This window comes from Vagococcus changpingensis, assembly GCF_058211775.1.
The window spans coordinates 293,537-318,666 of sequence record NZ_JBYVZB010000001.1; the positions used below are offsets into that span (position 1 = coordinate 293,537).

At 34.1% G+C, this 25,130-nt stretch carries 25 protein-coding genes; 23 read left to right on the forward strand and 2 right to left on the reverse strand.

The features are described 5' to 3' along the window. Positions 1-5: 5 nt before the first annotated feature. From pepT to coaE, 14 genes are all read left to right on the forward strand, one after another. Positions 6-1,241 (forward strand): peptidase T, encoded by a 1,236-nt coding sequence (gene pepT, locus AC37UB_RS01510; protein ID WP_117972287.1) that lies wholly within the window; start codon positions 6-8, stop codon positions 1,239-1,241. A 202-nt stretch (positions 1,242-1,443) separates the two neighbouring features. Beyond that, entirely contained in the window at positions 1,444-4,041 is a 2,598-nt protein-coding gene (gene clpB / locus AC37UB_RS01515; protein WP_117972288.1) for an ATP-dependent chaperone ClpB, read from the forward strand. Positions 4,042-4,103: 62 nt separating this feature from the next. Continuing rightward, complete coding sequence (locus tag AC37UB_RS01520) at positions 4,104-4,706, forward strand: DUF5052 family protein (RefSeq protein WP_490685218.1); 603 nt, start codon at positions 4,104-4,106, stop codon at positions 4,704-4,706. Positions 4,707-4,967: 261 nt separating this feature from the next. Then, the gene (locus AC37UB_RS01525; protein WP_241698986.1) at positions 4,968-5,405 is read left to right on the forward strand and encodes an OsmC family protein; all 438 of its coding nucleotides are present in this window, start codon (positions 4,968-4,970) and stop codon (positions 5,403-5,405) included. A gap of 123 nt (positions 5,406-5,528) precedes the next feature. Further along, on the forward strand, positions 5,529-5,852 hold the full coding sequence (locus AC37UB_RS01530; protein ID WP_490685219.1) for a hypothetical protein: 324 nt from the start codon (positions 5,529-5,531) through the stop codon (positions 5,850-5,852). A 118-nt stretch (positions 5,853-5,970) separates the two neighbouring features. Then, the gene (locus AC37UB_RS01535; protein WP_490685220.1) at positions 5,971-6,768 is read left to right on the forward strand and encodes a hypothetical protein; all 798 of its coding nucleotides are present in this window, start codon (positions 5,971-5,973) and stop codon (positions 6,766-6,768) included. A gap of 116 nt (positions 6,769-6,884) precedes the next feature. After that, entirely contained in the window at positions 6,885-8,222 is a 1,338-nt protein-coding gene (murC, locus tag AC37UB_RS01540; protein ID WP_490685221.1) for a UDP-N-acetylmuramate--L-alanine ligase, read from the forward strand. A 48-nt stretch (positions 8,223-8,270) separates the two neighbouring features. Further along, positions 8,271-8,750 carry a MaoC family dehydratase gene (locus AC37UB_RS01545; protein WP_490685372.1) on the forward strand — a complete coding sequence of 160 codons (480 nt, stop codon included), beginning with the start codon at positions 8,271-8,273 and terminating at the stop codon, positions 8,748-8,750. Next, on the forward strand, positions 8,725-9,414 hold the full coding sequence (locus tag AC37UB_RS01550) for a Bax inhibitor-1/YccA family protein (RefSeq protein WP_490685222.1): 690 nt from the start codon (positions 8,725-8,727) through the stop codon (positions 9,412-9,414). The genes AC37UB_RS01545 and AC37UB_RS01550 overlap by 26 nt, the downstream gene beginning before the upstream one ends. A 116-nt stretch (positions 9,415-9,530) precedes the next feature. Continuing rightward, positions 9,531-9,920: a GntR family transcriptional regulator gene (locus AC37UB_RS01555; RefSeq protein ID WP_257700228.1), complete on the forward strand. Its 390-nt coding sequence runs from the start codon at positions 9,531-9,533 to the stop codon at positions 9,918-9,920. Then, positions 9,904-10,980 carry a DUF5808 domain-containing protein gene (locus tag AC37UB_RS01560; RefSeq protein ID WP_117972296.1) on the forward strand — a complete coding sequence of 359 codons (1,077 nt, stop codon included), beginning with the start codon at positions 9,904-9,906 and terminating at the stop codon, positions 10,978-10,980. The genes AC37UB_RS01555 and AC37UB_RS01560 overlap by 17 nt, the downstream gene beginning before the upstream one ends. Before the next feature lie 262 nt (positions 10,981-11,242). After that, positions 11,243-13,894: a DNA polymerase I gene (gene polA / locus AC37UB_RS01565; RefSeq protein ID WP_117972297.1), complete on the forward strand. Its 2,652-nt coding sequence runs from the start codon at positions 11,243-11,245 to the stop codon at positions 13,892-13,894. Positions 13,895-13,912: 18 nt separating this feature from the next. Continuing rightward, entirely contained in the window at positions 13,913-14,743 is an 831-nt protein-coding gene (gene mutM / locus AC37UB_RS01570; protein ID WP_117972298.1) for a DNA-formamidopyrimidine glycosylase, read from the forward strand. Between the two features lie 13 nt (positions 14,744-14,756). Continuing rightward, positions 14,757-15,350, forward strand: coding sequence for a dephospho-CoA kinase (gene coaE, locus AC37UB_RS01575; protein ID WP_490685223.1), 594 nt, complete (start codon positions 14,757-14,759; stop codon positions 15,348-15,350). 40 nt (positions 15,351-15,390) lie between these two features. Here the strand turns inward: coaE and AC37UB_RS01580 are convergent, their stop codons facing one another. Beyond that, positions 15,391-17,007 carry an MFS transporter gene (locus AC37UB_RS01580; RefSeq protein ID WP_117972300.1) on the reverse strand — a complete coding sequence of 539 codons (1,617 nt, stop codon included), beginning with the start codon at positions 17,005-17,007 and terminating at the stop codon, positions 15,391-15,393. 307 nt (positions 17,008-17,314) lie between these two features. Between AC37UB_RS01580 and nrdR the strand changes: the two genes are divergently transcribed. The 5 genes from nrdR (at position 17,315) to rpmF (ending at position 21,019) form a co-directional block, all read left to right on the forward strand. Further along, entirely contained in the window at positions 17,315-17,779 is a 465-nt protein-coding gene (gene nrdR, locus AC37UB_RS01585) for a transcriptional regulator NrdR (RefSeq protein WP_117972301.1), read from the forward strand. A gap of 22 nt (positions 17,780-17,801) precedes the next feature. After that, a complete protein-coding gene (locus AC37UB_RS01590) occupies positions 17,802-19,208 on the forward strand; it encodes a replication initiation and membrane attachment family protein (RefSeq protein ID WP_117972302.1) in 1,407 nt (468 codons plus the stop codon). Then, entirely contained in the window at positions 19,205-20,137 is a 933-nt protein-coding gene (dnaI, locus tag AC37UB_RS01595; protein ID WP_117972303.1) for a primosomal protein DnaI, read from the forward strand. Before AC37UB_RS01590 ends, dnaI begins: the two co-directional genes overlap by 4 nt. An 86-nt stretch (positions 20,138-20,223) precedes the next feature. After that, positions 20,224-20,781: a YceD family protein gene (locus AC37UB_RS01600; protein WP_117972304.1), complete on the forward strand. Its 558-nt coding sequence runs from the start codon at positions 20,224-20,226 to the stop codon at positions 20,779-20,781. Between the two features lie 58 nt (positions 20,782-20,839). Next, positions 20,840-21,019 carry a 50S ribosomal protein L32 gene (rpmF, locus tag AC37UB_RS01605; protein ID WP_071456833.1) on the forward strand — a complete coding sequence of 60 codons (180 nt, stop codon included), beginning with the start codon at positions 20,840-20,842 and terminating at the stop codon, positions 21,017-21,019. Between the two features lie 46 nt (positions 21,020-21,065). Here rpmF and plsY read toward each other — a convergent pair whose 3' ends face one another. Further along, positions 21,066-21,698 (reverse strand): glycerol-3-phosphate 1-O-acyltransferase PlsY, encoded by a 633-nt coding sequence (plsY, locus tag AC37UB_RS01610; protein WP_490685224.1) that lies wholly within the window; start codon positions 21,696-21,698, stop codon positions 21,066-21,068. Between the two features lie 131 nt (positions 21,699-21,829). On the opposite strand from plsY, the gene AC37UB_RS01615 reads away from it, so the two are divergent. The 4 genes from AC37UB_RS01615 (at position 21,830) to phnE (ending at position 25,117) form a co-directional block, all read left to right on the forward strand. Then, positions 21,830-22,246: a CoA-binding protein gene (locus tag AC37UB_RS01615; protein ID WP_490685225.1), complete on the forward strand. Its 417-nt coding sequence runs from the start codon at positions 21,830-21,832 to the stop codon at positions 22,244-22,246. Positions 22,247-22,432: 186 nt separating this feature from the next. Further along, positions 22,433-23,488 carry a phosphate/phosphite/phosphonate ABC transporter substrate-binding protein gene (locus AC37UB_RS01620; protein WP_118249643.1) on the forward strand — a complete coding sequence of 352 codons (1,056 nt, stop codon included), beginning with the start codon at positions 22,433-22,435 and terminating at the stop codon, positions 23,486-23,488. A gap of 76 nt (positions 23,489-23,564) precedes the next feature. Continuing rightward, on the forward strand, positions 23,565-24,314 hold the full coding sequence (gene phnC, locus AC37UB_RS01625) for a phosphonate ABC transporter ATP-binding protein (protein WP_117972308.1): 750 nt from the start codon (positions 23,565-23,567) through the stop codon (positions 24,312-24,314). Between the two features lie 2 nt (positions 24,315-24,316). Beyond that, the gene (phnE, locus tag AC37UB_RS01630) at positions 24,317-25,117 is read left to right on the forward strand and encodes a phosphonate ABC transporter, permease protein PhnE (RefSeq protein WP_117972309.1); all 801 of its coding nucleotides are present in this window, start codon (positions 24,317-24,319) and stop codon (positions 25,115-25,117) included. Positions 25,118-25,130: the final 13 nt, after the last annotated feature.

Here is a 25,130-nt window from a genome sequence, read left to right on the forward strand (position 1 = left end):
CAATTATGTATACAAATTTAGTACCAAGATTTATCAAGTATGTTAAGACAGAAACAAGATCGGACGCAACAAGCAAGACAACACCATCAACACCAACTCAAATTGCATTTGCCAAAGAGTTGAAAAAAGAATTAGAAGAGATTGGTATGTCAGATGTATTCCATAACGAAGAAAACGGGTTTGTGATTGCGACATTACCAAGCAATACTGATAAAGACGTGCGTAGCATTGGATTTATTGCACATATGGACACAGCTGATTTTAATGCAGTTGGTGTGAACCCACAATTTGTAGAAAATTATGATGGTCAAAGTGATATTCCTTTAGATAAAGAAGGCAAATTTAAATTAACCGTTAAAGATTTCCCTAACTTAGCTAACTACAAAGGTCAAACATTGATTACAACGGATGGTTCAACTCTTTTAGGAGCAGATGATAAATCAGGTATTGCTGAAATTATGACTGCGATGGAATATTTAGTGAATCATCCAGAAATTAAACATGGTAAAATCATGGTAGCGTTTGGTCCAGACGAAGAAATCGGTGTTGGAGCGGATAAATTTAATGTCGAAGAATTCCCAGTAGACTTTGCTTATACGATGGATGGTGGACCAGTTGGTGAATTACAATTTGAAACGTTTAGTGCTGCTCAAGCAGAAATTTCAATTGAAGGTAAAAACGTTCACCCAGGTACAGCAAAAGACACCATGATTAATGCCTTGCAAGTAGCCATTGACTTACATAATAAATTACCACAAGATGAAGTTCCTGAAAAAACAGATGGATATGAAGGATTCTTCCATTTATTACAATTAGATGGTGTGCCTGATGAAGCAACGATGACTTACATTATTCGTGATCATGACCGTGAAAAATTTGAAGCACGTAAATCACTACTTGAATCCATCGTAAAAGAATTTAACGACAACTTTGGTCAAGAACGTGTGTCATTAAACTTATTTGACCAATACTACAACATGCGTGAAGTTATCGAAAAAGATATGAGTATCATTGATTTAGTAGACGAAGCAATGCGTAATTTAGACATTGAACCAAATAAAGCACCCGTACGCGGTGGAACAGACGGTTCTAAAATTTCTTACATGGGATTACCTACACCAAATATTTTTGCTGGTGGGGAAAACATGCATGGACGTTTTGAATATGTGGCAGTTGAAAGCATGGAAAAAGCGACTAGCTTAATCGTAGAAATTGTTAAACTTAATGAAGAAAAAGCGTAAATAGTTTGAAGACTCGGTGATAATCGAGTCTTTTTTATGTCTTTTGATGAAAACTGTCGTTTTAAAGACCTAAAAAGTGTGGTTTTAATCACTTATATATATTAGAATAAACTTAACAGTTTGATGTCGAGTCTTTTTGTTTGACCTATTTTGACCTATGGTGTAAAATATATTTTGTAGTTAAGAATAAGGGGGTAATGATATGAATATAGAAAAAATGACTACGACATTGCAACAAGCAATCGCAGAAGCGCAACAAGTTGCAATCACTCGAAAAAATCAAGAGATTGATATTGTCCACTTATGGAAAATATTCTTACAACCCAATCATTTTGCTAGAAACTTATATGCCGGTATTGGCTTAGATGTTGATGCATTTGAAAGAGAAGTCGATAATGAATTAGATAAATTACCAACCGTTAGTGGAAATGTCCAATATGGACAAAACTTAAGTCAAAACTTATTTCACTTATTGCAAGAAGCAGATAAAATTAGAGAATCATTTAATGACGACTATTTGTCAACTGAAGTAGTGGTTTTAGCCTTAATGAAACTTAAAAACTTTAGTTTAACCCGTTTCTTAATGGCACAAAAAGTGACCGAAGCTGAACTAACTGAACGTATTAAAGATTTGAGAGGAGGAGAACGTGTGACTAGTCAAAATCAAGAAGAACAATATGAAGCACTAGAAAAATACGGAACAAACCTTAATGAAGCAGTAAAATCTGGAAAACAAGATCCAATCATTGGGCGTGACGAAGAAATTCGTGATGTGATTCGTATTTTATCACGTAAAACAAAAAATAATCCAGTATTAATCGGTGAACCTGGTGTTGGTAAAACAGCCATCATCGAAGGATTAGCACAACGTATTGTGAAAAAAGACGTTCCTGAAAACTTAAAAAATAAAACCATCATCTCATTAGATATGGGGTCATTGATTGCTGGAGCGAAATTCAGAGGGGAATTTGAAGAACGTCTAAAAGCAGTTTTAAAAGAAGTCAAAAATAGCGATGGCGAAATTATTTTGTTCATCGATGAAATTCATACAATAGTAGGTGCTGGGAAAACAGAAGGTAGTATGGATGCCGGAAACTTACTTAAACCAATGCTTGCTCGTGGTGAGTTGCATTGTATTGGGGCGACAACACTTGATGAGTACCGTGAATACATGGAAACTGATAAAGCGTTAGAAAGACGTTTCCAAAAAGTATTAGTGAAAGAACCAACTGTAGAAGATACCATTAGTATTTTACGTGGATTGAAAGAACGTTTTGAAATCCATCATGGGGTAAACATTCACGATAACGCGTTAGTCGCTGCAAGTACATTGTCTAATCGCTACATCACTGATCGTTACTTACCAGATAAAGCAATTGATTTAGTCGACGAAGCGTGTGCGACTATTCGTGTTGAGATGAATTCAATGCCAACTGAATTAGACCAAGTAACGAGACGTTTGATGCAATTAGAAATTGAAGAAGCAGCTCTTAAAAAAGAAGATGACGATGCAAGTAAAAAACGTTTAGACATTCTTCAAGGTGAGTTGGCTGAATTAAGAGAAGAAGCCAATACACTAAAAATGCAATGGGAGACTGAAAAAGAAGAATTAAACAAAATAAATGAAAAACGTTCTGAGTTGGATCAAGCCAGAACACAACTTGAAAACGCAGAAAGTAACTACGATTTAGAAGAAGCTGCTGTGTTACGTCATGGAACGATTCCAAAACTTGAAAAAGAGTTAAAAGAATTAGAAGAAAAAGAAAAACATGATGGCCGTATGGTACAAGAAGTGGTAACTGACAAAGAAATCGCAGTTGTAGTTGGTCGTTTGACTGGTATCCCTGTGAAACGACTTGAAGAAGGCGAAAGAGAAAAAATCTTACGCTTAAACGAAACACTCCATAAACGTGTGATTGGTCAAGATGAGGCAGTCGATGCGGTGTCTGATGCGGTGATTCGCTCTCGTGCTGGATTGCAAGACCCTAATCGTCCACTTGGGTCATTCCTATTCTTAGGACCTACTGGTGTGGGTAAAACAGAGTTAGCGAAATCATTAGCTGAAAACTTGTTTGATTCTGAAGACCATATGGTACGTTTGGATATGAGTGAGTACATGGAAAAACATAGCGTGTCTCGTTTAGTCGGAGCTCCTCCTGGATATGTTGGTTACGAGGAAGGTGGCCAATTAACAGAGGCAGTAAGAAGAAGTCCGTACACTATTGTCTTGCTTGATGAAATTGAAAAAGCTCATCCAGATGTGTTTAACATTTTACTTCAAGTGCTAGATGATGGTCGTTTGACTGACTCTAAAGGTCGTGTCGTTGACTTTAAAAACACTGTGTTAATCATGACAAGTAATATTGGGTCTCAACTATTGCTTGATGGCGTAGATGAAGATGGAAACGTATCTGAGAGTGCTAAAGAAGGGGTTCTTGACATGTTACGTGGTCACTTCAAACCAGAATTCTTAAACCGTATTGATGATACTATCTTGTTTAGTCCGCTTACTCTAGACAACGTGAAAGATATCATCGTGAAAATGACTGAAAGCTTAACAAGACGTTTAGCTCATCAAGATATCAAATTAACAATCTCTGAGGATGCGAAAACTTGGATTGCTGAACAAGCATACGATCCAATTTACGGCGCTCGTCCAATCAAACGTTTCTTAACAAAAGAAGTGGAAACACCTCTTGCTAAAGAAATTGTTGCTGGAAAAATTGGTCCTAAAACAGACGTCATGATTGAAGTAGTAGAGGGTAAATTATCATTTACTGCATTACAAACCGAAGAGTAGTATAATAAAAAGCAAAGATGTTAAATCATCTTTGCTTTTTTTAGTAAGGAGAGGAGCTAATCATGAAACATAAAAAACAATTATTAGTAGTGGGATTATTAAGTATGACAGTAATCATGTTATCAGGTTGCCAAGATATTATGAATTCTTTTAAGCAGTTTGAACAAAGTTTTAAAGGTTTAGAGATGACTGTTAGAACGTATGATGAACAAAGCCAAGTGATGGATAAAGTTCAAGGAAAATCTGTCAAAATTGAACGAGATAGTACCTTCGACACAGATGAAGATAGTAAAGACTCCAGTGTGATTCAAATTACTGTCGGTAAAAATGAAATGCATCATGTTGGCTCATCAATGATTATTGAGGAAAAAGGACTAACCAACGTTTTTGATGAATATGCTGACAAAGTAGATATCAACAATACTAAAAGAAGTGTGCCAATGATTAACTCAATGGTGAATGATTTTAGTAATTCGTTTAAAGGAAAAGACAAAGTGATTTTGATAAGAAGTCAAAATGGAACCCCGCTAGCAACTTATGCTGGAAATAAAGTATCAATGTATTCAACGGATGTGCCAAAAAGTACAGGGATTTTAATTGATGGAAAATATTTGTTTATTTACCGATGTGATTACACGATTTATGATAAAGCATTAGTTGATTAATCTTTAATATTGAAAAGAAGCGATTATTATGGCTTCTTTTTTTAGTTAATCTGATAGGTTTCATTGTATGTATAAAGAAATCATATTGATTTTTTTATGTTATTTTCCAATTATATTACTCTTTTAAAGTAATGATGAATGAAATAATAGGATTGAGAGCGTTTTTAAATGATAGGATTTTAGTAAAATAATGTCATTTGAGTTAAAAAATACTTATTTTGTGATACCATGAGAGGTATATTAGATTAGGAGGAAGTTAGTATGACAGTTCGAACATTTAAAACAGTAGCAGAGAATACTCAAGGAGTACAAGTTTCCGTAAAATCAAGAGGTTTTGAATTTATATTAGATGAACCTAAAAATCTAGGCGGAAATGATACTGGAATGAATCCAGTGGAAGCGTTATTAGGTGCATTAGGGGCTTGTAAGGTCATCGTAGCTAAGAGCTTTGCCGCTTATCATAAAATTAATCTAAAATCTATCAAAGTAGAAGTAGAAGGCGAATTAGATACAGATGGTTTTTCAGGAAAAAATCCAAATGCTAAAGTTGGTTTTTCTAAAATCGTGTCAAATTTTTATATCGACGCTGATAACACAGACGAAGAAATTGCTGATTACGTGCGTTTTATCAACAAAACATGTCCAGTAGCCGATACAATTGAAAACGCTCCTGAAATGGAATCGTATATTATTAAATAATGTTTTCACTAGACTAGTCCTTAGGGCTAGTTTTTTTATTGATTGGGTGCTAAATAAGATTAACAAAAGCCATTTAGTTTGGTATAATGCATATTGTGTTATATATAAGGGAGGAGTGAATTAATGGCAAATAATCAGTCGAACAATAAATATCGCTTATTATTAAAAGGGTTTTTGGTTATTTATGTGATTGAATTAATTTGGTTTTTATATTCTCAAATTATTAAACCACTAATGAATGGAAATACTTTAAATATGGGCTCAGTTGAGCTAGCTATTTTATTGGCAGTTGCTCTTATTGTTGTATTAATCTTTTACATGTTGAAAAAATCGCATAAAGTTAGCGGTATTGTGTTATCTATTTTTGGTGTTAGTTTAATTCTTTTTGGTATTCTTGCCCCACTGTTAGATGTGTATATACCGTTTCTATGGCATTTATTCCATTAAATAAACAAGGAAAGTACAAAGTTAAATCTTTGTACTTTTTATTTATTTAACGTTAAATTAGATGTTTTCTATCTAGAGGTATGTTAGAATAAATAAAGTGAAATTAAAGGAATGATAAATGATGAATTTTTCTGATAAGCGTAAACACTTTCGATTTCCTGTTTATGATGATGAGACAGGAGTCAAATTAAATAGACTATCACAACAGTTGGGTGATAATGCTAAACGAACTGTGAGTAGTCAAGAAAATGACACAGTTATCTTAGATCCTATCGAAATGGTTTCTGAACCAAAATATTTTGGGGAAGATGGTTTGCCAGAGATGGAAATCGAACGAGCTGAACCGAATCGAAGTGTGCAACAAAAAATTAACGTAAAAAAAGCTAAAGCACCTTTGACTTCTAAAACGGTGACACCAAAGAAAACAGCAGAAAAGACGGTTAACTTAAATAGTAGCAATATTGAAATTAAGAAGATGACTAATCAGGTTTTTGCTGAGCCTAGTGAACAAGAATATAAAGCACCACAATCATCTTTTTCTAATAAGTTATATGAGACAGATCAAAATGGCCAAGCTAAATACCGTAAACGACATCATAATCGTAAACCATTTTCTTCTTCTTATCACTTACCTGGAGAAAACCCACAAGATTTATTCAAACCTAAGTATATTCCAGCATCATTGATTGATGATAAACCAGCTAGTAATAGTGAGATTGAATCAACACAAGTCATGAAAGAGTTAAGACAATCGGCTAAAGACCATTTGTTAATGATGGATGAATTAGACCCAGTAGAAATGGTTGATGATACCACACCAATATCAGCTAAAAAAAATAATCGATTAGAAAAATCATTGTCTGGTATTATGCAAGATGAATCAAGACAAGACTCAGATAACTTTTATTTTGATTAGGGAAATACTTACTGGAATCAGTGGATTCTTGTAAGTATTTTTTATTGAATTGTTATCTTAATTGTAAGATAATACAGGATAGTCATAATTTATTATATTAATAGAGGAGCTTTTCTATGGAACTGAATAAAAATAAAACGTATCACTTTGTCGGAATTAAAGGAACAGGAATGAGTGCATTAGCTCTTATTTTGCATCAAAAAGGATTTACAGTACAAGGATCTGATATTGACAAATATATCTTTACTCAAAGAGAATTAGAATTGGCTAACATTCCAATTAAACCATTTCAAGAAGTGAATATACAAGATGATATGGTGATTATCGCTGGAAATGCGTTTCCAGACAGTCATATTGAAATAAAAGCCGCACTTAAAAAAGGATTACCGGTTATTCGTTATCATAAATTTTTAGGAGAATTTATTAAGCACTTTACAAGCATTGCGGTAACGGGTTCTCATGGAAAAACAACGACTACAGGATTGTTGTCTCACGTCTTTTCAGGAATTGAGCCAACAAGTTACTTAATCGGAGATGGGACTGGACATGGTGAGCCCGGAGCGAAATTCTTCTGTTTTGAAGCATGTGAATATCGTCGTCACTTTTTAGCATATTCTCCTGACTATGCGATTATGACAAACATTGATTTTGATCACCCTGATTATTATCATGGCATTGAGGATGTGTTTGATGCATTCCAGTCATTTGCTAATCAAGTGAAAAAAGGAATCATCGCATTTGGTGATGATAAAAACTTAAGACGTTTGAAAACAGATGTGCCAATCTACTATTATGGTTTAAATGATACAGATGATTTCCAAGCGGTTAATATTGAGCGAACAACTGAAGGGTCATCATTTGATGTACTCCATAAAGGAGATATGATTGGCTCATTTAAAGTGCCAACATACGGCGTGCACAATATTTTAAATGCTTTAAGTGTGATTGCGATTTCTCACCTAGAAGGATTTGATATGAGTTTAGTCGCCAAAGAGATGTTAACATTTGGTGGCGTGAAACGTCGTTTTAGTGAAAAACGCGTTTCTGATATGATTATTGTAGATGATTATGCTCACCACCCAGCAGAAATCAAAGTAACGATTGATGCTGCGCGACAAAAATATCCTGAAAAAGAAATTATTGCTGTCTTCCAACCACATACGTTTACTAGAACCATTGCGTTATTGGATGAATTTGCTGAATCACTAGATCATGCTGACCAAGTTTATTTATGTGACATCTTTGGTTCTGCAAGAGAAGAAATTGGTTCAGTAAAAATTGAAGATTTAGGCGTTAAAATTTCAAAAGGTGGCGATTTAATTACACTAGAAAATATGTCACCACTACTTGATTACAAAGAGGCTGTTGTGATTTTTATGGGAGCAGGAGACGTACAAAAATTTGAAGTTGAGTATGAAAGTTTATTAGGAAACACTCGGCCAAATACAATGTAGTTGGTGATTGTTTTCTGATATGATAAGATAAAAAGGAAGGGAGAGGTAATCATCGATTCGTCAAAAAATAAAATTAAAGCCATTACGGAATTTAATGAAGGAGAGATTTTAAGCATCACAGAAACCTTAGAAGATAGCCAAATTTTACTCTATCTAGGATTAACCAAAGATGCGAATCCTTTATTTATTCAAACAGAATTTGCAGAAGAAACGATTAATGATGCGCCAATTGTACCAAGTATCATGTTAATGGGAATTATTTCAAGTAATATCTCAAAACATTTACCAGGTCCAGGATGGAATATTGTAAATCTAACATTTAACTTACTTCGAAATGTGTATCACGGTGAAACATTGACGTTTCATTTTGAAATCATAAACATTGACGAGTTGAAGAGAACGATGACACTTTCTGTTAAAGCGTATGATTATGATGATGAACGTCTTTTAAATTCGGTGGTTATTGTCGAACTTAATACAAAAGAGAAAGTGAGAGATGTCAATGAATCAACAACATCAAACAATTGAACATACAAATGGTTTAGCGAAATTTTATAGTAAAGTATATGGCTATTTAGGAGTTGGCTTAGGTATTAGTGCCTTAATTTCTTACTTAGTGCTTAATGTATTTGCTGAATCTGTTTTACCCGTTATTTTTGGTAATCCATTACTATTTTGGGGTATGTGGATAGCACAACTTGTACTAGTTGTTTACCTTGGAAAAAATGCGTTTAATGATTCAGCTAAATCATTCATTGGGTTTATCGCCTATTCCGCTTTAACTGGTGTGACCATTTCTGTCACGCTTGCGATGTACAATCAACAAGCCATTGTTCGTGCGTTTGTTACAACAGCGATTATGTTTGTTGGGATGTCACTACTTGGTGTGTTTATCAAAAAAGATTTAAGTGCCATAGGTCATGCTTTATATAGTTTAGTGATTGGTGTGATTATTGCGACACTGATTAACGTCTTTTTCTTAAAAAGTGCCCCAGTTGATTATTTTATTTCTTATTCAATGGTTGTCATTTTTGCCGGATTAATTGCATATGATAATCAAAAAATTAAAGTAATTTATCAAGAAAGTGGTATGAAAACAGCATCAGGTTTAGCTGTTTATTGTGCATTAAGCTTATACCTTGATATCGTCAACTTATTCTTAGCGTTAGTAAGAATTTTCGGTAGAGATTAATACAAGTAAGAGAAGTCCTTTTAAAAAGGGGCTTCTTTTTTTTGACACCTTTTTTGTTATAGTTGACATATAACGATTTTCGTTATACTATAACTATAACAAAAAGAGGTGAGACCATGATAGAGATTGATACAGAGAGCATTATACCAATATACAGTCAGCTAATGTTTCAAATAAAGCGAGCAATTGTATTAGGGAATCTAAAGAAGGGGCAAAGTATGCCAAGCGTGAGATCGCTGGCTGGAGATATTGGTGTGAATTTGCATACGATTAATAAAGCGTACAAATTACTTGTAGAAGAGGGTGTATTGGTTCAAGAAAAAAAAGGCTTTACAGTGAGTTGTGAAAAACCAATTCAAACCAGTGAAGAAAATAAAAAACAAATTCAACAAAAATTAGATGAAATTATTATTGATGGGTTAATTTTTGATCTAGATATAGAGGCATTAATTGAGCAAAGATTAAATATACTTGAAGGATGTGAAATAAATGATTTGGATAATTAGTGCGTTACTTTTATTTTTAGGGTTTTCAATGTCTATGACACCTTACATAACACAAAGAGGGATTATTTTTGGTGTGACTTTATCAAAAGAAACCGATGACATCATTCAGTTAAAGAAACGATATTTTAATCAAAATATGCTGTTAAGCATAGTGATGATACTATTGTTTATTTTTTTTGATAAAGGATTAAATCTATCAGAGGAAACATTGAGCATTATAATGGTGGTCTTTATCTCTCTTCAAATGGTATTTGGGATTGTCGCCTATTTCATTGCGAATCGACAAGTAGCATGTTATAAAAACCAACTAATTAAAGAAGGCTATCAACCAAACAAAAAAATGGTGCTTGATTTAAATTACCGAGAAACTATGACGATTTTTCCGACGTGGTTATTAGTTGCTATTCAACTTATTATTATCGCAATCGAAATAATTATCACGATCAAACATCAAGCAATTATCCCTAATAAAATCATCATGCAATGGGATTTTCAAGGAAATCCTACAAGAATAGTTGATAAAACATGGTTTAATATTTATTCTTTACCCATTATTCAATTAGTCATGGTATTTATATTAAGCATCACCAATGAATCATATAAACGTGGCAAACAACGAGTGATGAATAATCAATCAGTTAAATGGAGTCAGTCTTTTAGAAAAATATCTTCTTATGTAGGAGTAGTGATTGCGGTATTAGTCCAAATCACGATATTTAGTATCCAAATGACCAGTGTGGTACCACTGCTCACTGAGAAGACACTGTTTAAAATATTCATTATCCTTTTAGGACTCATGTTACTCACTATTATCAGTTTAATGGTGATTTATGGACAAAGTGGTTCTAGATTAAATCCGTCAAGTGTGATACCACAAGCCTATGATGATGATAAATACTGGAAATGGGGGATGTTTTATTATAATCGAGAGGATCCATCCTTTTGGGTTGAAAAGCGAATGGGGATTGGCATGACGATTAATCTGGCTAATTGGAAAGCAGTCGCATTTGTGGTGATACCGATTGTTTTTATGTTAGGCGTGTCGTTTTTTATTAGTTAACGATCAAAACACAGAATCTAAGGGTTTTGTGTTTTTTTATTAATTATTATTGGTATGGCTGGCAATGAATAGAAATCATTTTTTTTTTATTTTACTGGTTATTATAAAGATTTATTTACATAAACTATTATCGCAAACAAGATAATCTTTCAAAAGAATAATGCAGCTAGACAAAAATAAACCCCTTTAGGATTTTTAACTTTCGCAATAGCATGTAAAATTTGATAGAATATTAACAGAAGAATAGAAATGGAGTGTCATAATGGCGAAGAAAAAATTATTATTAGTCGATGGAAATAGTATTGCGTTTAGAGGATTCTATGCACTCTATCAGTCACTTGAACGTTTCAAAAATAACAATGGTTTACATACAAATGCGTTATATGCAGTCAATAATATGTTAGAAAATATATTAGCTAAAGAAGAACCAACTCATGTATTAGTAGCATTTGATGCAGGGAAAACAACCTTTAGACATGCATTTTACGAAGATTATAAAGCGGGACGAGCAAAAACACCAAGTGAATTTAAGGAACAAATGCCTTATTTACGAGATTTAATTGAAGGTCTTGGGATGAAGCATTTTGAACTAGATAATTATGAAGCAGATGATATCATTGGAACACTTGCGACAAACTATGCCTCGGAGGAAATAGATGTTGTGGTGTTATCTGGAGATAAAGATTTAACTCAACTAGCAAGTGAGCACACGAAAGTGGATGTAACGGTGAAAGGTGTCAGTGAAATCGAAAGTTATACACCTGAGCATATTATGGAAAAATATGAATTAACTCCGTCACAAATTGTCGACATGAAAGGTCTAGCAGGAGATCAATCAGATAATATTCCTGGTGTCACTAAAATTGGTGAAAAAACAGCTATCAAGTTATTAAAAGAGTATGGCACAGTTGAAGGTATCTATGAACACATTGATGATATGAAAAAAAGTAAAATGAAAGAAAATCTGATCAATGAAAAAGACATTGCCTTATTAAGTAAAAAACTAGCCACCATTGATACAAATGTTCCACTCGATATGACGCTAGATGATTTAGTTTATAATGGGAAAGATTTAGAAAAGTTGATTCCTTTTTATAAAGAAATGGATTTTAATTCATTCTTGGCAAAATTAGATACCAGTCATGTAGAAAGTGATTTAGTTGAAAAAGTCGCGATTCATTATGAGGTTGTGTCAGATTTAAGGGAAGATATGTTTACTTCAGATATGACGTTTTATGCAGAGATGTTAGGAGAAAATTATCATACTTCCCCAATTGTTGGGTTTGCTTTTGGAAACAAAGAAAAAGTCTATGTGACAGATAATATGGACTTACTTTCGCATCCATTGTTGGTTCAATGGCTTCAAGACAATGAAAAAACGAAAAAAGTTTTTGATGCAAAAAGACAATATGTAGCGTTAAATCGTTATCACATTAAACTTGAAAATGTTAAATTTGATATGCTATTAGCTGCGTATTTAGCTGATTCAACGAATAATAGTGAAGACTTAGCTCAAATCGCTCATTTTTATGATTATTATGATGTGGATCGTGATGAAGTGGTTTATGGTAAGGGAGCAAAGAAAGGGTTACCTGAATCCATTGACACGTTATATGAGCATTTAGCTCGTAAGGTTATCGCAATAGACTCATTGTATGAGCCAATCATGACCGATCTTGAAGATAAAAACCAAGCTGATTTATTTTATAATATCGAATTACCAATTGCCTTGATTTTAGCTGATATGGAAATAGAAGGCATTACGGTGAATGCGAGTCGATTGCAAGAAATGAAAGGCGAATTTGCTGAGAGATTAAGTGAGATTGAACAAACGATTTACGGTATTGCCGGCGAAGAGTTTAACATTAACTCGCCAAAACAATTGGGTGTGATTTTATTTGAAAAAATGGGATTGCCTGTTATTAAGAAAACAAAAACCGGTTATTCGACAGCGGTTGACGTATTAGAAAAATTACAGGGTGAGTCACCCATTATTGATAGTATTTTGTCTTATCGACAGTTAGCTAAAATTCAATCAACGTACGTGGAAGGATTATTAAAAGTCATTTTTGAAGATAATAAAATCCATACCAGATACATTCAAACACTAACTCAAACAGGGCGACTAAGCTCAGTTGACCCTAATTTGCAAAATATTCCAATTCGATTGGAAGAAGGACGTCAAATTCGTCAAGCATTTGTTCCACGACAAAAGGGATGGAAATTGTTCGCATCCGACTATTCTCAAATTGAGTTGCGTGTGTTAGCGGCTATTTCTGATGATGAACATTTAAAAGAAGCGTTTATTGAAGGAATGGATATTCATTCAAGTACAGCGATGCGTGTGTTTGGTATTGAAAAAGCTGAAGACGTAGATAGCAATATGCGTCGCCAAGCAAAAGCCGTTAACTTTGGGATTGTGTATGGGATTAGTGATTATGGTTTATCACAAAATTTAGGCATTACACGAAAAGAAGCGCAAGAGTTCATCGACCGTTACTTTACAATGTATCCAGGTGTTAAAAAATATATGGAAGACATTGTGCGAGAAGCAAAAGATAAGGGGTATGTTGAAACGATGTATCATCGTCGCCGTTATTTACCAGATATCAATGCTAGAAACTTTAATCTGCGCTCATTTGCTGAAAGAACAGCGATTAACACGCCAATTCAAGGAAGTGCTGCTGATATTTTAAAAATTGCGATGATTCAGATACATAAACGATTAAAAGAAGAAAACCTGCAAGCAACGATGTTGTTACAAGTACACGATGAGTTAGTATTTGAAGCACCAGAGGAAGAAATTCCAGTCTTGCAACAATTAGTCGAAGAAACCATGAATCATGCCGTTGAATTATCTGTCCCACTTAGAGCAGATAGTAGTTATGGTGACACATGGTATGATGCCAAATAAGATAAAGGGGTAGAGTGAATGCCTGAATTACCAGAAGTTGAAACAGTCAGAAAAGGACTGGTTCAACTTGTTAAGGGAAAAGAAATTAGTAATGTTATCGTCGATTGGGGAAGAATTATTGAGTCCCCTGAAGTAGACGAATTTATTCATACATTAGTTGGTCAAACGATTTTAGATGTGGACAGACGTGGTAAATTTTTGATTTTTAAATTAAGTCAAAATGATATGATTAGTCATTTACGAATGGAAGGAAAATTTGAATATCATAGTCAAACTGATGAGATTCAAAAACACACGCACGTTCGTTTTCAATTTACTGATGGAACAGAATTACGTTATTTAGATGTTAGAAAATTTGGTCGCTTATCATTAGAACCTAAAGGACTGGGTGAAGAGTACAAAGGAATTAAAAAACTTGGTCCAGAACCTATTTTACCTGATTTTGATTTAGAGGTTTTTAAACAGCAATTAAAGAAAAAACATCGTGCTATTAAGCCACTATTATTAGATCAAACACTTGTCACAGGGTTAGGCAATATTTATGTAGACGAAGCATTGTATCAATCGTGTATTCATCCAGAGCAGATAGCATCAAAACTAACGGACAATGAAGTTGAAACACTTCATCAATCTATTATTGATGTCTTAGCGACAGCTGTAGAGGCTGGTGGAACCACCATTAGAACGTATAAAAATGCCTTAGGAGATGCTGGCCATTTTCAAGTGTATTTATCGGCATACGGTAAACAAGGTGAACTTTGCAAACGCTGTGGTCATACGATTGAAAAAATAAAGGTCGCCCAACGTGGCACGCACTTTTGTCCTATCTGTCAAGTCACTCATGATTAGGGGGGAGTCAACGATGACTTATTTATTAGGGTTAACTGGTGGCATTGCTTCTGGAAAATCAACCATTAGTCAGTTTTTCAAATCAAAACACATTCCAGTGATTGATGCAGACATCGTTGCTAGAGAAGTGGTAGAGCCTAATACAACTGGGTTAAATCAGATTGTGGCTCATTTTGGTGAAGAGATTCTGTTGTCTAATGGAAAACTTAATCGAAAAAAATTAGGATCGATTATTTTTGAGGATGAAAAAAAAAGAGAACAATTAAATACCATACTGTCAAAAGAAATTCGTCAAAATATTTTAGAGAAAGTGACTTATTTCCAGTCGAGAAAAGCACCTCTCATTGTGCTTGATATTCCACTTCTTTATGAAGGAGCATATGATGAGATGGTAGATAGTGTCATGGTTTGTTATGTTCCAAAACAGGTGCAACTAACTCGTTTAATGTCACGTGATCACTTAAGCAAAGCAGATGCATTAAACCGAATCAATAGTCAAATGGATTTAGAAGAAAAGAAACGATTAGCTGATGTTGTCATTGACAATAGTGGATCAATCGAAGAAACATTAAAACAAGTCGATAATTGGCTAACACACTTCTCATAAAAAAACCACCTGAGCGTTTTCGTTCAGGTGGTTTCGTTTTTTATTTTGTGGCTTTATCTTTTCGTTTATAAAGACCAAACGTTAAAATAAAACTAATAAACATAATAATGGAGGCAATACCGATTGTTTTAACCACACTATTTGTAAAGTTGTGATCTAATTTTGTAACAATATTAGCTTGAATTGATTTTGTTAAATGCAATGTTTCAGGATTTGATTGTTTTAACACACGAATAGATGATCCTGCACTATCAATCACACTTGATTCAAGTGAATGTTGAACTTGAGTTGGCAATCCAACATTGTCTAGTGTATTTGGGATATCGTGTTGTAGTTGTAACCCAAATACCGTTCCGATAATCGCAATTCCTAGCGCAGAACCAATTTGACGAACAGTGGATTGGATACTTGATCCTTGACCAGATTGAGCAGGAGGCACATCTTTTAATACAATTGACGTTAATTGAGCAGATGCAAAACCTAATCCGATACCGTATACGACTAACCAAACAATAATCCAAGTTAAGCCATTATTTGGATCAACGGTTTTAAAGAAACCGAAAAATCCAAGTGTTTCTAGGAATAATCCAAGAGAAACAACAAATGAAGCAGATGTTTTTTCAACAATAAAGGATGCCATTCCACCAGCTAAAAAGGCACCAAGTCCCATCATCGCTAAAATAGCACCTGATTTAATTGGACTAAGTGTTAAAATATTTTGTAAAAATAGTGGTAATAAGAATAACAAACCTGATTCCCCAATTGCCACAATCCCTGCAATCGTGTTACCCAATGAAAAACTTTTGAATTTAAATAGTGATAAATCAAGTAAATGAGATTTATTTGTTTTACTTAAATGTGCTTCCCAAACTAAGAATAAAGCAAAGAAAATAGCTCCTACAACAAGTAGGGTTGGGATGATAGATAAGTTAAAGAGAGTGGGATGATCGCCTTTTACGTGCCACCAACCATAATTACGTCCTTCAATAATACCAAATACTAATAAAATTAACCCAATAGTTGATAAAATAAAGCCAATAAAATCAAAACCATTCGTCATCTTTTCACCATAAGTTTCAGGTAAAAATTTTAAAGCCGCTAAAATAATAAATAAACCAATTGGTAAATTAATCCAGAAAATCCAGTGCCATGTCATATAAGTGGTAAAATACCCACCTAACAATGGTCCAATAGCTGCCATACCAGAAATCACTGAGCCCCATACAGCAAAAGCGACAATACGATCTTTTCCAAAGAACAGTGCATTAACAGCTGATAAGGTAGTTGGTAAAACCGTAGCTCCTCCAATACCTTGCATGGTTCTAGCAGCTAACATAAAGGTAATATCTTTTGAAAAACTAGCCATTATAGAGCCAACTAAAAAAATAATGATTCCAGTAATGAGCATTTTTTTTCGACCAAAATTATCTGCAATGCGTCCCATGGTAATTAATAAAGAAGAGAAAATTAAAGAATAAAGCGTAATAATCCATTCAGCATCTGTAAAAGATAATTTTAAATCTTTCATAATGACGGGTAAAGACACATTAACAATGGTTCCATCTATTACAACTAGAGATACAGACAGAGCGAGTACGGCTAATGCCCACCATTTATGTTTGACAGTTTGTTGTTGTGCAGTTGTAGTATCTGCCACATTGAACACCTCACTTAATATAGTTATTTACGTTTCTATATTACACCTAAAGTGACGATGTGTCACACAGTTTGCGATATTAACACATATTTTTTACATAGTCATAAAATAGTCACTATTTAAAGGGAAATAGTCACTATTAAATACAAAATAATTAGAAAAGATTTCTTGTTTTTTAGTATGGAGAAAAATTTGTTATAATGGCTTAATCCGTCTAAACTAGTTTGCCTATACCAATAGTGGTGTTACATGTTATAATAGTGCTACTATTTTGTCTATTGAGACAGTTTATGAAGAGGTGAAAAAAATGCAATGTCCAAAATGTAGCTATAATGGATCGCGAGTAGTAGATAGTCGTCCTGCAGATGACAATCGTGCTATTCGTCGTAGAAGAGAATGTGAAAAGTGTGGTTTTCGTTTTACCACATTCGAGCGTATTGAAGTTGCTCCTTTACTTGTTATAAAGAAAAATGGGGCAAGAGAAGAGTTTAATCGCGAAAAAATACTAAGAGGTTTGGTCCGTTCAGCTGAAAAAAGACCAGTGTCAATGGATCAGATGGAACAAGTCGTTGAGCGCATAGAAAATAGAGTCCGACAAAAAGGAGATAATGAAGTATCGACGAATCTAATTGGAGAATATGTCATGGAAGAATTAGTCAATCTTGATGAGATTGCCTATATTCGTTTTGCCAGTGTCTATCGCCAGTTTAAAGATATGAGTGTCTTTTTGAAAGAATTACAAGAAATTATTGATAAAGAAAAACATGATTAGAAAGTGAAGTGAGTATTAGGTGATGAACACACAGACCCATTTAAAGCCTAAAGATACATTTGAAGTTCATGGTTATTGCCTGTTAAATGGAGAAGATACACGTGTTTTGAACCTACTGTATCAACCAATCATTGGTGGGAATGCTTTAATGCTATATCATAACTTATTAAGCAATGTATCGGTATTTAAGAAACCAACCGCTCATTTTGTGTTACAAGATATAATAAATAATGGGCTTCAGGAATTATATCAATCACGTATCAAGTTAGAAGCTATAGGTCTATTAAAAACTTATGTTAGAAAAAAAGATGAGGGGTATCATTATATCTATCTATTAGCAAATGTTTTACCACCGCATATTTTTTTAGCTGATGATGTCTTGAGTCTATTATTATTAGACAGGGTGGGAGAACAACGATTTCAATTATTAGTTGACATGTTTCAACCTGATCAACCTGATTTATCAGATTATAGCGATATTACGAATAAGTATACTGATACGTTCCAGTTAAGTTCTGAGCGATTAATCCCATCTAATAAATTAATTGAACAAACAAATCAAATCATGAAGCAAATGCCAACATCTGTTAAACCCACGCTAGAAAGTGAAACATTTGATTGGGAATTTTTCGTAGATAACTTGTCTGGTTTAAACATTGATCAAACCTTTTTAACCAATGAATTTAAACCACTTGTTTACACAATTCATGGCTTATATGGCATAAATGAACTAGAGATGGTGAGTCATGTCAAATATTGTTTAGACTATGTCACAAACAAAATTGATGTGACAGAATTTAAACGTCATATTTATAAAAAATATCATCAAGCTAAATCGACAGCATTGAATGTAAAAAACAATCAAGTGACACCATTAACGCTTAAAGAACAAGATCAAGCAATTGAACGTCATAAAAATGATTTGAAACATCAAGGATTTTCTCCAGAAGAGATTGCCGTGATTACATCGTGTGAAAGAATTGCCCCCCTTATTTTTTTAAAAGCCATTAAAGAACAAAAAAATGGATTTGTCGCGCAAAATGAACGTTGGACGATTGAAAATTTAAAAGCTCAATCTAACTTGCCGGATGAAGTGATTAATATGTTAATTCATTATTCATTGGTCGTGTTAAACAATCCATCACTTAATCAAAATATGGTGAATACGATTGCGAATAATTGGGCACAAAATAAAGTGTTTAAAGCATCTGAAGCTTTAAAACAAGTGAAAAACTTCAAACAAGAATCGACTAAGAAAGCAACAAGCAAGAATTATCGTCGAAACTACTCGACAAAACCAACGAGAAAAGAAACATTACCAGACTGGGCGACAGATGACAGTCGAAAAGAAACGCCTCTTTCAGGAGAAGAATTATCTCTGTTAGAGCAACAATTAAAGAAATTTAATCAAGGTGGTGAGTCATCATGAAACATATTAATCAACAACTGAATCGAACCGTTAATAACCAAAATATCCAAGACCGTCTAGTTAAACTAATGGAAATTGTGCAAAAAGATCAAGATGTTCAAACGTTTATTGCAGAGCATCGTGATCAGTTGACCGATGATGATATTTTAAAAAGTTCAGCTAAACTATATGAGTTTGTCAAAGAAAAAGAAAAATTTCTTACCAATGACGCCAGTATGATTGCCCCAGGATACGAGCCAAAACTATTTTTAAATCATCATTTTATTGATGTTACCTATGTTCCGACTGAAGAACTATTGAAGAAAAAAGAGTATGAGACCATTCGCAATCGCGTACAAGCCATTTCTATGCCAAAAGACATAAAAGACGCCTCATTAGATCAGTTTAATATTACGGCTGAGAGAAAAGAAGCATTGAGTGAAGCCATAATGTTTATGAATGATTACTATGAAAACCCCAAAGAATTTCATCAAGGACTATACTTGTATGGTACATTTGGCGTAGGAAAGACTTATTTGTTAGGAGCTATTGCAAATGGATTAGCAACAAAAGGGATTCGAACGACCATTATCCATTTTCCAACCTTTTGTGTGGAGATGAAGCAATCCATTAAAGATGACAGCGTCGCATCAAAAATTGATACCGTAAAAAAAACACCCATCCTGATGCTGGATGATATCGGGGCTGATTCTATGAGTGCCTGGATACGAGATGATGTATTGGGAGTTATTTTACAATACCGTATGCAAGAAAAACTACCAACCTTTTTTTCTTCTAACTTAGATATGAAACAGTTAGAGGAAGAACACCTTCGTTTTTCACAAAAGGGAGACGATGAACCATTGAAAGCAAAACGTATTATGGAGCGAATTAAGTATCTTTCAAAGCAAATCACCATGATTGGTGAAAACCGCCGATTGGATAATTAAAGTAAACCCTATGATGTTATTAAAAACTGATTGACAAAGGAATTACAGACTAGTATAATTATTTTTGTTGCTTAAGGAGTGATAGAATGAAGTGGGCATTGTCCGAATTAAATAAGTTTAGAGGAAGTCAAGTTGATTTCTTAGAAACAATTGATTTATCAGCCTCTTTAAAGAAAAGAGAACCATCTATTATTGATATTTCTCCAATTAAAGTCAATGGGTTTTTAGAAGTCGATGAGATAGGTTATTATGCTCATATGACGATGGAAACCATTCTTACTGTTCCATCATCTCGTTCGTTAGAACCTGTGGCATTGCCATTAAATCTTCTGATTGATGAAGAATACATGACACCAAAACAGTATGATGCATTGAAAGATGTACCAGAAGATGATAAAAACTTGATAATTATTTTGGAAAAAGATTTGATTGATTTAACAGAAGCAATTGAAGATTTTATCCTATTAAATTTACCATTACAAGTCTTAACAGAAGAAGAAAAGCAATCAACAGAATTACCAAAAGGTGACTTTTGGCAAGTTGTTTCAGAAGATGATATTAAGGTAGAACACGAAACTGAAGCAGCATCAACCATTGATCCTCGTCTTGCTAAATTATCTGACTTTTTCAAGGAAGATGAGTAGTAGGATTGGAATATATGTGACTTGTCACGTATTTAAGTTAGTAGGGAGGTGTATCTAAATGGCAGTACCAAAAAGAAAAACGTCAAAAGCTCGTAAAAATAGACGTCGTACTCATTACAAATTGTCTGCACCAGGTTTAACAGCTTGCAGTAACTGTGGTGAAATGAGAAAATCTCATCATGTGTGCCCTTCATGTGGTCATTATGATGGAAAAGACGTTATGACTAAAGAAGCATAATTACATTTTTATAGAAAATGTAAAACCGTTAGACTAACCATGGAGTCTAACGGTTTTTTGTTTTTCTTAAACCAAAATTTACTTTGCTTTCTGTCCCTGCTTTGATTCGCTTGATATTATCGCGGTGACGAATAATAATAAATAATGTAATCGCCACAGCAAGTGTGGTTAATAACCAGTTTTGTTTAGCTAAAATAAATGGTGCGTAAATTGGTAATACTATAGTAGAAATGGTAATAATAATCGCACTAATCATGCTTGATAAACTAACTGTACTAGTTAAAAATAAAAAGATGATAAACAAACTAGATGAATAGATGAAAAAAGTCGGTGAATAGGCTAGTAACATCCCAGCGCTTGTCGCCACAGCTTTACCACCTTTAAAGTGTCCAAATATTGGAAAAGTATGTCCCAATATCGCGGCGACACCAAACCACAATGGATCAATTGATAAACCAAACCACATTGGTAAACAAGTTGCTACCGTTCCTTTTAGGATATCCATAAATAATACGGCTGTTCCAGCTCGTTTTCCTAATACACGGAAAGTATTGGTTGTCCCAGTATTACCACTACCAAATTCTCTAATATCTTTATGATAAAAAATCTTGCCAATCCAAACCCCTGATTGTATCGAGCCTAACAAGTAGGCTAATATAAATAACGAAATAGTTTTCACGTTGTATCCTCCTTAAGGTCAGTCATTATTTTACCATGAAATATACGGGTGAACAATTGAGAGAGGCACTTTAAAGGAAGTAAATGGTAAATTTTGTTATAATTGACCTATAAAATAGGGAGGTCATTAATATGGCATATAAAGATTTAGGCGACAAAAAAGTAAAAGAGATTTTAACTAATGCAAAGACTATCGCAGTTGTTGGTCTAAGTGATAATCCTGAAAAAACAAGTTACCGTGTAGCAGAAGTCATGCAAAATGCTGGATATAAGATTATTCCAGTTAATCCAATGAAAGAAGGGAAAACAATTTTAGGTGAAAAAGTCTATCCTTCTATTGAATCAGTTGATCAACCAATTGATATTGTCGATGTCTTTAGACCAAGTTCAGCATTAGTTGATGTGGCGAAAGATTTCTTAAAATCAGATGCACCCGTTTTTTGGGCACAACTAGGAATAGAAAATGATGAAGCAGCTGACCTTTTATATGATAGCGGGATAACAGATGTTATCATGAATCGCTGTATTAAAATCGAATTACAAAAATAAAAAACAAGTGCATTTTTGCACTTGTTTTTTTAATCTTCCTTTACCGTTAATTTAATGTAAAAGTAAGATAAAATATTCGTTTTTAAGACATTTTTTTGTAAATGTAATTGCTTTTATATTGTTAAATGCTATAATTTAAGAGTGTTCAAGTATGTGAATACAGACGATTAAAAGGAGGAACAAGTGTTGTTTAAAAAAGTTGTGAAGTATACAGGTCTAGTTGCATTGGTAGCAACTTTAGGCGCATGTGGTAGCGATTCTGCTAAAGATAAAGGTAGCGAGTCAAGTAAAGGTAAGGATGACAAAACCATTGAAACATTATCAGTTGGTTTTGTCCCATCAAGAGATCCAGAGGAAATTGTTTCAGCAACAGAACCTCTGAAAGAATTAATGCAAAAAGAGTTAAAAGAACAAGGATACGATGTTAAAAAAATCGATATCACTGTTGGAACTAACTTTGAAGCTGTTGGTGAGTCACTAGATTCAGGTACACTTGACATTGGATTTATTCCAGGTGGTACATATGTATTATATGATCAAGGGGCAGAACCTATCTTAACTGCAACACGTTCTGGATTGTCAATCGACTCAGACGAAGCAAAAGTTTGGAATGAAAATAAACCAACTGAGCCAACTGACAAACAAGTTGATTCTTACCGTGCGTTAATGATTGCTGGACCATCTTCAAAAGGCCAAGCAGTTGCTGATAAAGTAAATAAAGGTGAAAAAGTATCATGGGATGATTTAAATAACCTTTCATGGAGTGTGATGAGTTCATCTTCTCCAGCTGGATATATTTACCCAAGTCTATGGTTAAACGAAAACTACGACAAAAAAATCACTGATTTAAAAAATATCGTTCAATCAGATTCTTACGGTAGTGCCTTTGCTCGTTTAGCTTCAGGTCAAGTTGATGTGGTATTAACTTATGCTGATGCTCGTCGTGACAATGAAGAAAACTGGAAAAAAGAGTTTGGCCGCGACAAATCTATCTGGGATGAAACAAACGTTATTGGTGTAACACCAGCAATTTATAACGATACTATCTCAGTAAGTAAAAACTCAAAAACAATGACAGATGATTTGAAAAAAGCGTTACAAAAATCATTTATCAACATCGCTAAAACAGATGAAGGTAAAAAAGTTATCGGTATCTACAGTCATGAAGGCTATGTCGAAGCAAATCCTAAAGACTATGATAATGAACGAAAAGCACAAAAATTAGTTCAAGACGCTAAATAAATTTAAGAAAAACGACACGTCAAACTGCGATCATCTCTTTTGATGATGGCAGTTTGTTTTTAGAAAGGATTTTAAGATGATAAAGTTTGATAATGTCCAAATGGTTTATCCAAATGGTTATGTGGGATTAAAAGATATTGATTTAGAAATTGAACAAGGTGAGTTTGTTGCAATCATCGGACTATCAGGAGCAGGTAAATCAACCTTAATTCGTTGCGTCAACCGTATGCATGACATTACAGAAGGAACATTGATGGTTAATGAGACAAACGTTGGCAAAATTAAAGGAAAAGAAATTAGAGCGTTTCGTCGTCAAATTGGAATGATTTTCCAATCATTTAATTTGATTACTCGTGCAACTGTATTAAAAAATGTCATGATTTCGTCTGTTCCAGAACTTCCTTGGTGGAGACGTGTGTTTGGTATTTTTCCAGAAGACGTCAAAGTGACAGCTTTAGAGTCTCTTGATAACGTTGGAATTTTAGACAAAGCGTTTGTCAGAGTGGATCAACTATCTGGTGGGCAACAACAACGTGTGGCCTTAGCTAGAACACTCGCCAGTCATCCTGAAGTGATATTAGCCGATGAGCCAGTTGCCGCTCTTGATCCTGTCACAGCAAAAACGGTCATGGATGATTTTAAACGCATTAACAAAGATTTAAATATTTCCGTATTAATTAATATTCACCATGTTGATTTGGCATTAGAATATGCTGATCGAGTGATTGGAATTAGACAAGGACAAATCGTGTATGATGGTCCATCAAAAGACGTGACAGAAGATGTGTTATCAACCATTTATGATGGGGATAAGAAAGGAGAGTAACCATGCGTAAAAAAACGATCACTTTGCCGAATGGAAAACAAGTCGTTCAAAAAGCATCTTACACTCCGCTCATTGTGTTATTGGTTCTTATTTTCATGTACATCTCTATACAAGTAACACAATTTAACTTCACGCAATTACTAACTCGTGGCGATCAGTTTTTTGTGATGCTAAAAGCTATGTTTCCACCTAAAATGGACTTTTTAAGTAAAGTTTGGACACCACTGTTTGACACGATTAAAATGTCACTCTTAGGGTCACTTATTGGGGCATTATTAGCTGTTCCATTTGCTATATTGGCTTCTAATAATATTGTAAAAAACCGCTTTGTTTCGTCATTATTCAAATTGATTTTAAGTTTCTTACGAACATTACCAACGATTGTTATTGCATTAATCGCAACCTTTGTATTTGGTTTAGGAACAATGGCAGGAACTGTTGCTATTTTTATTTTTACTATCTCTTATGTTGGTAAATTAACGTACGAACAAATCGAATCACTGGATATGTCGACATTTGAAGCACTAGAATCAATGGGACTAACTCGTTTGCAAGCCTTTCGTTATAGTGTGATACCAGCCATTTTACCATCTTACCTTTCAACATCTCTATTTAATTTTGAAGGAAACTTACGTTACGCTTCTATACTAGGGTATGTTGGAGCTGGTGGATTAGGTATCTTGCTTAACGAACAGTTGGGTTGGCGCGATTATGGAAACGTTGGAACGATTTTAGTGGTCTTAGTTATCACTGTTGGAATCATCGAAACAATCAGTGAATATTTCCGTAAAAAATTACAATAGAAAAGGAAGGCAT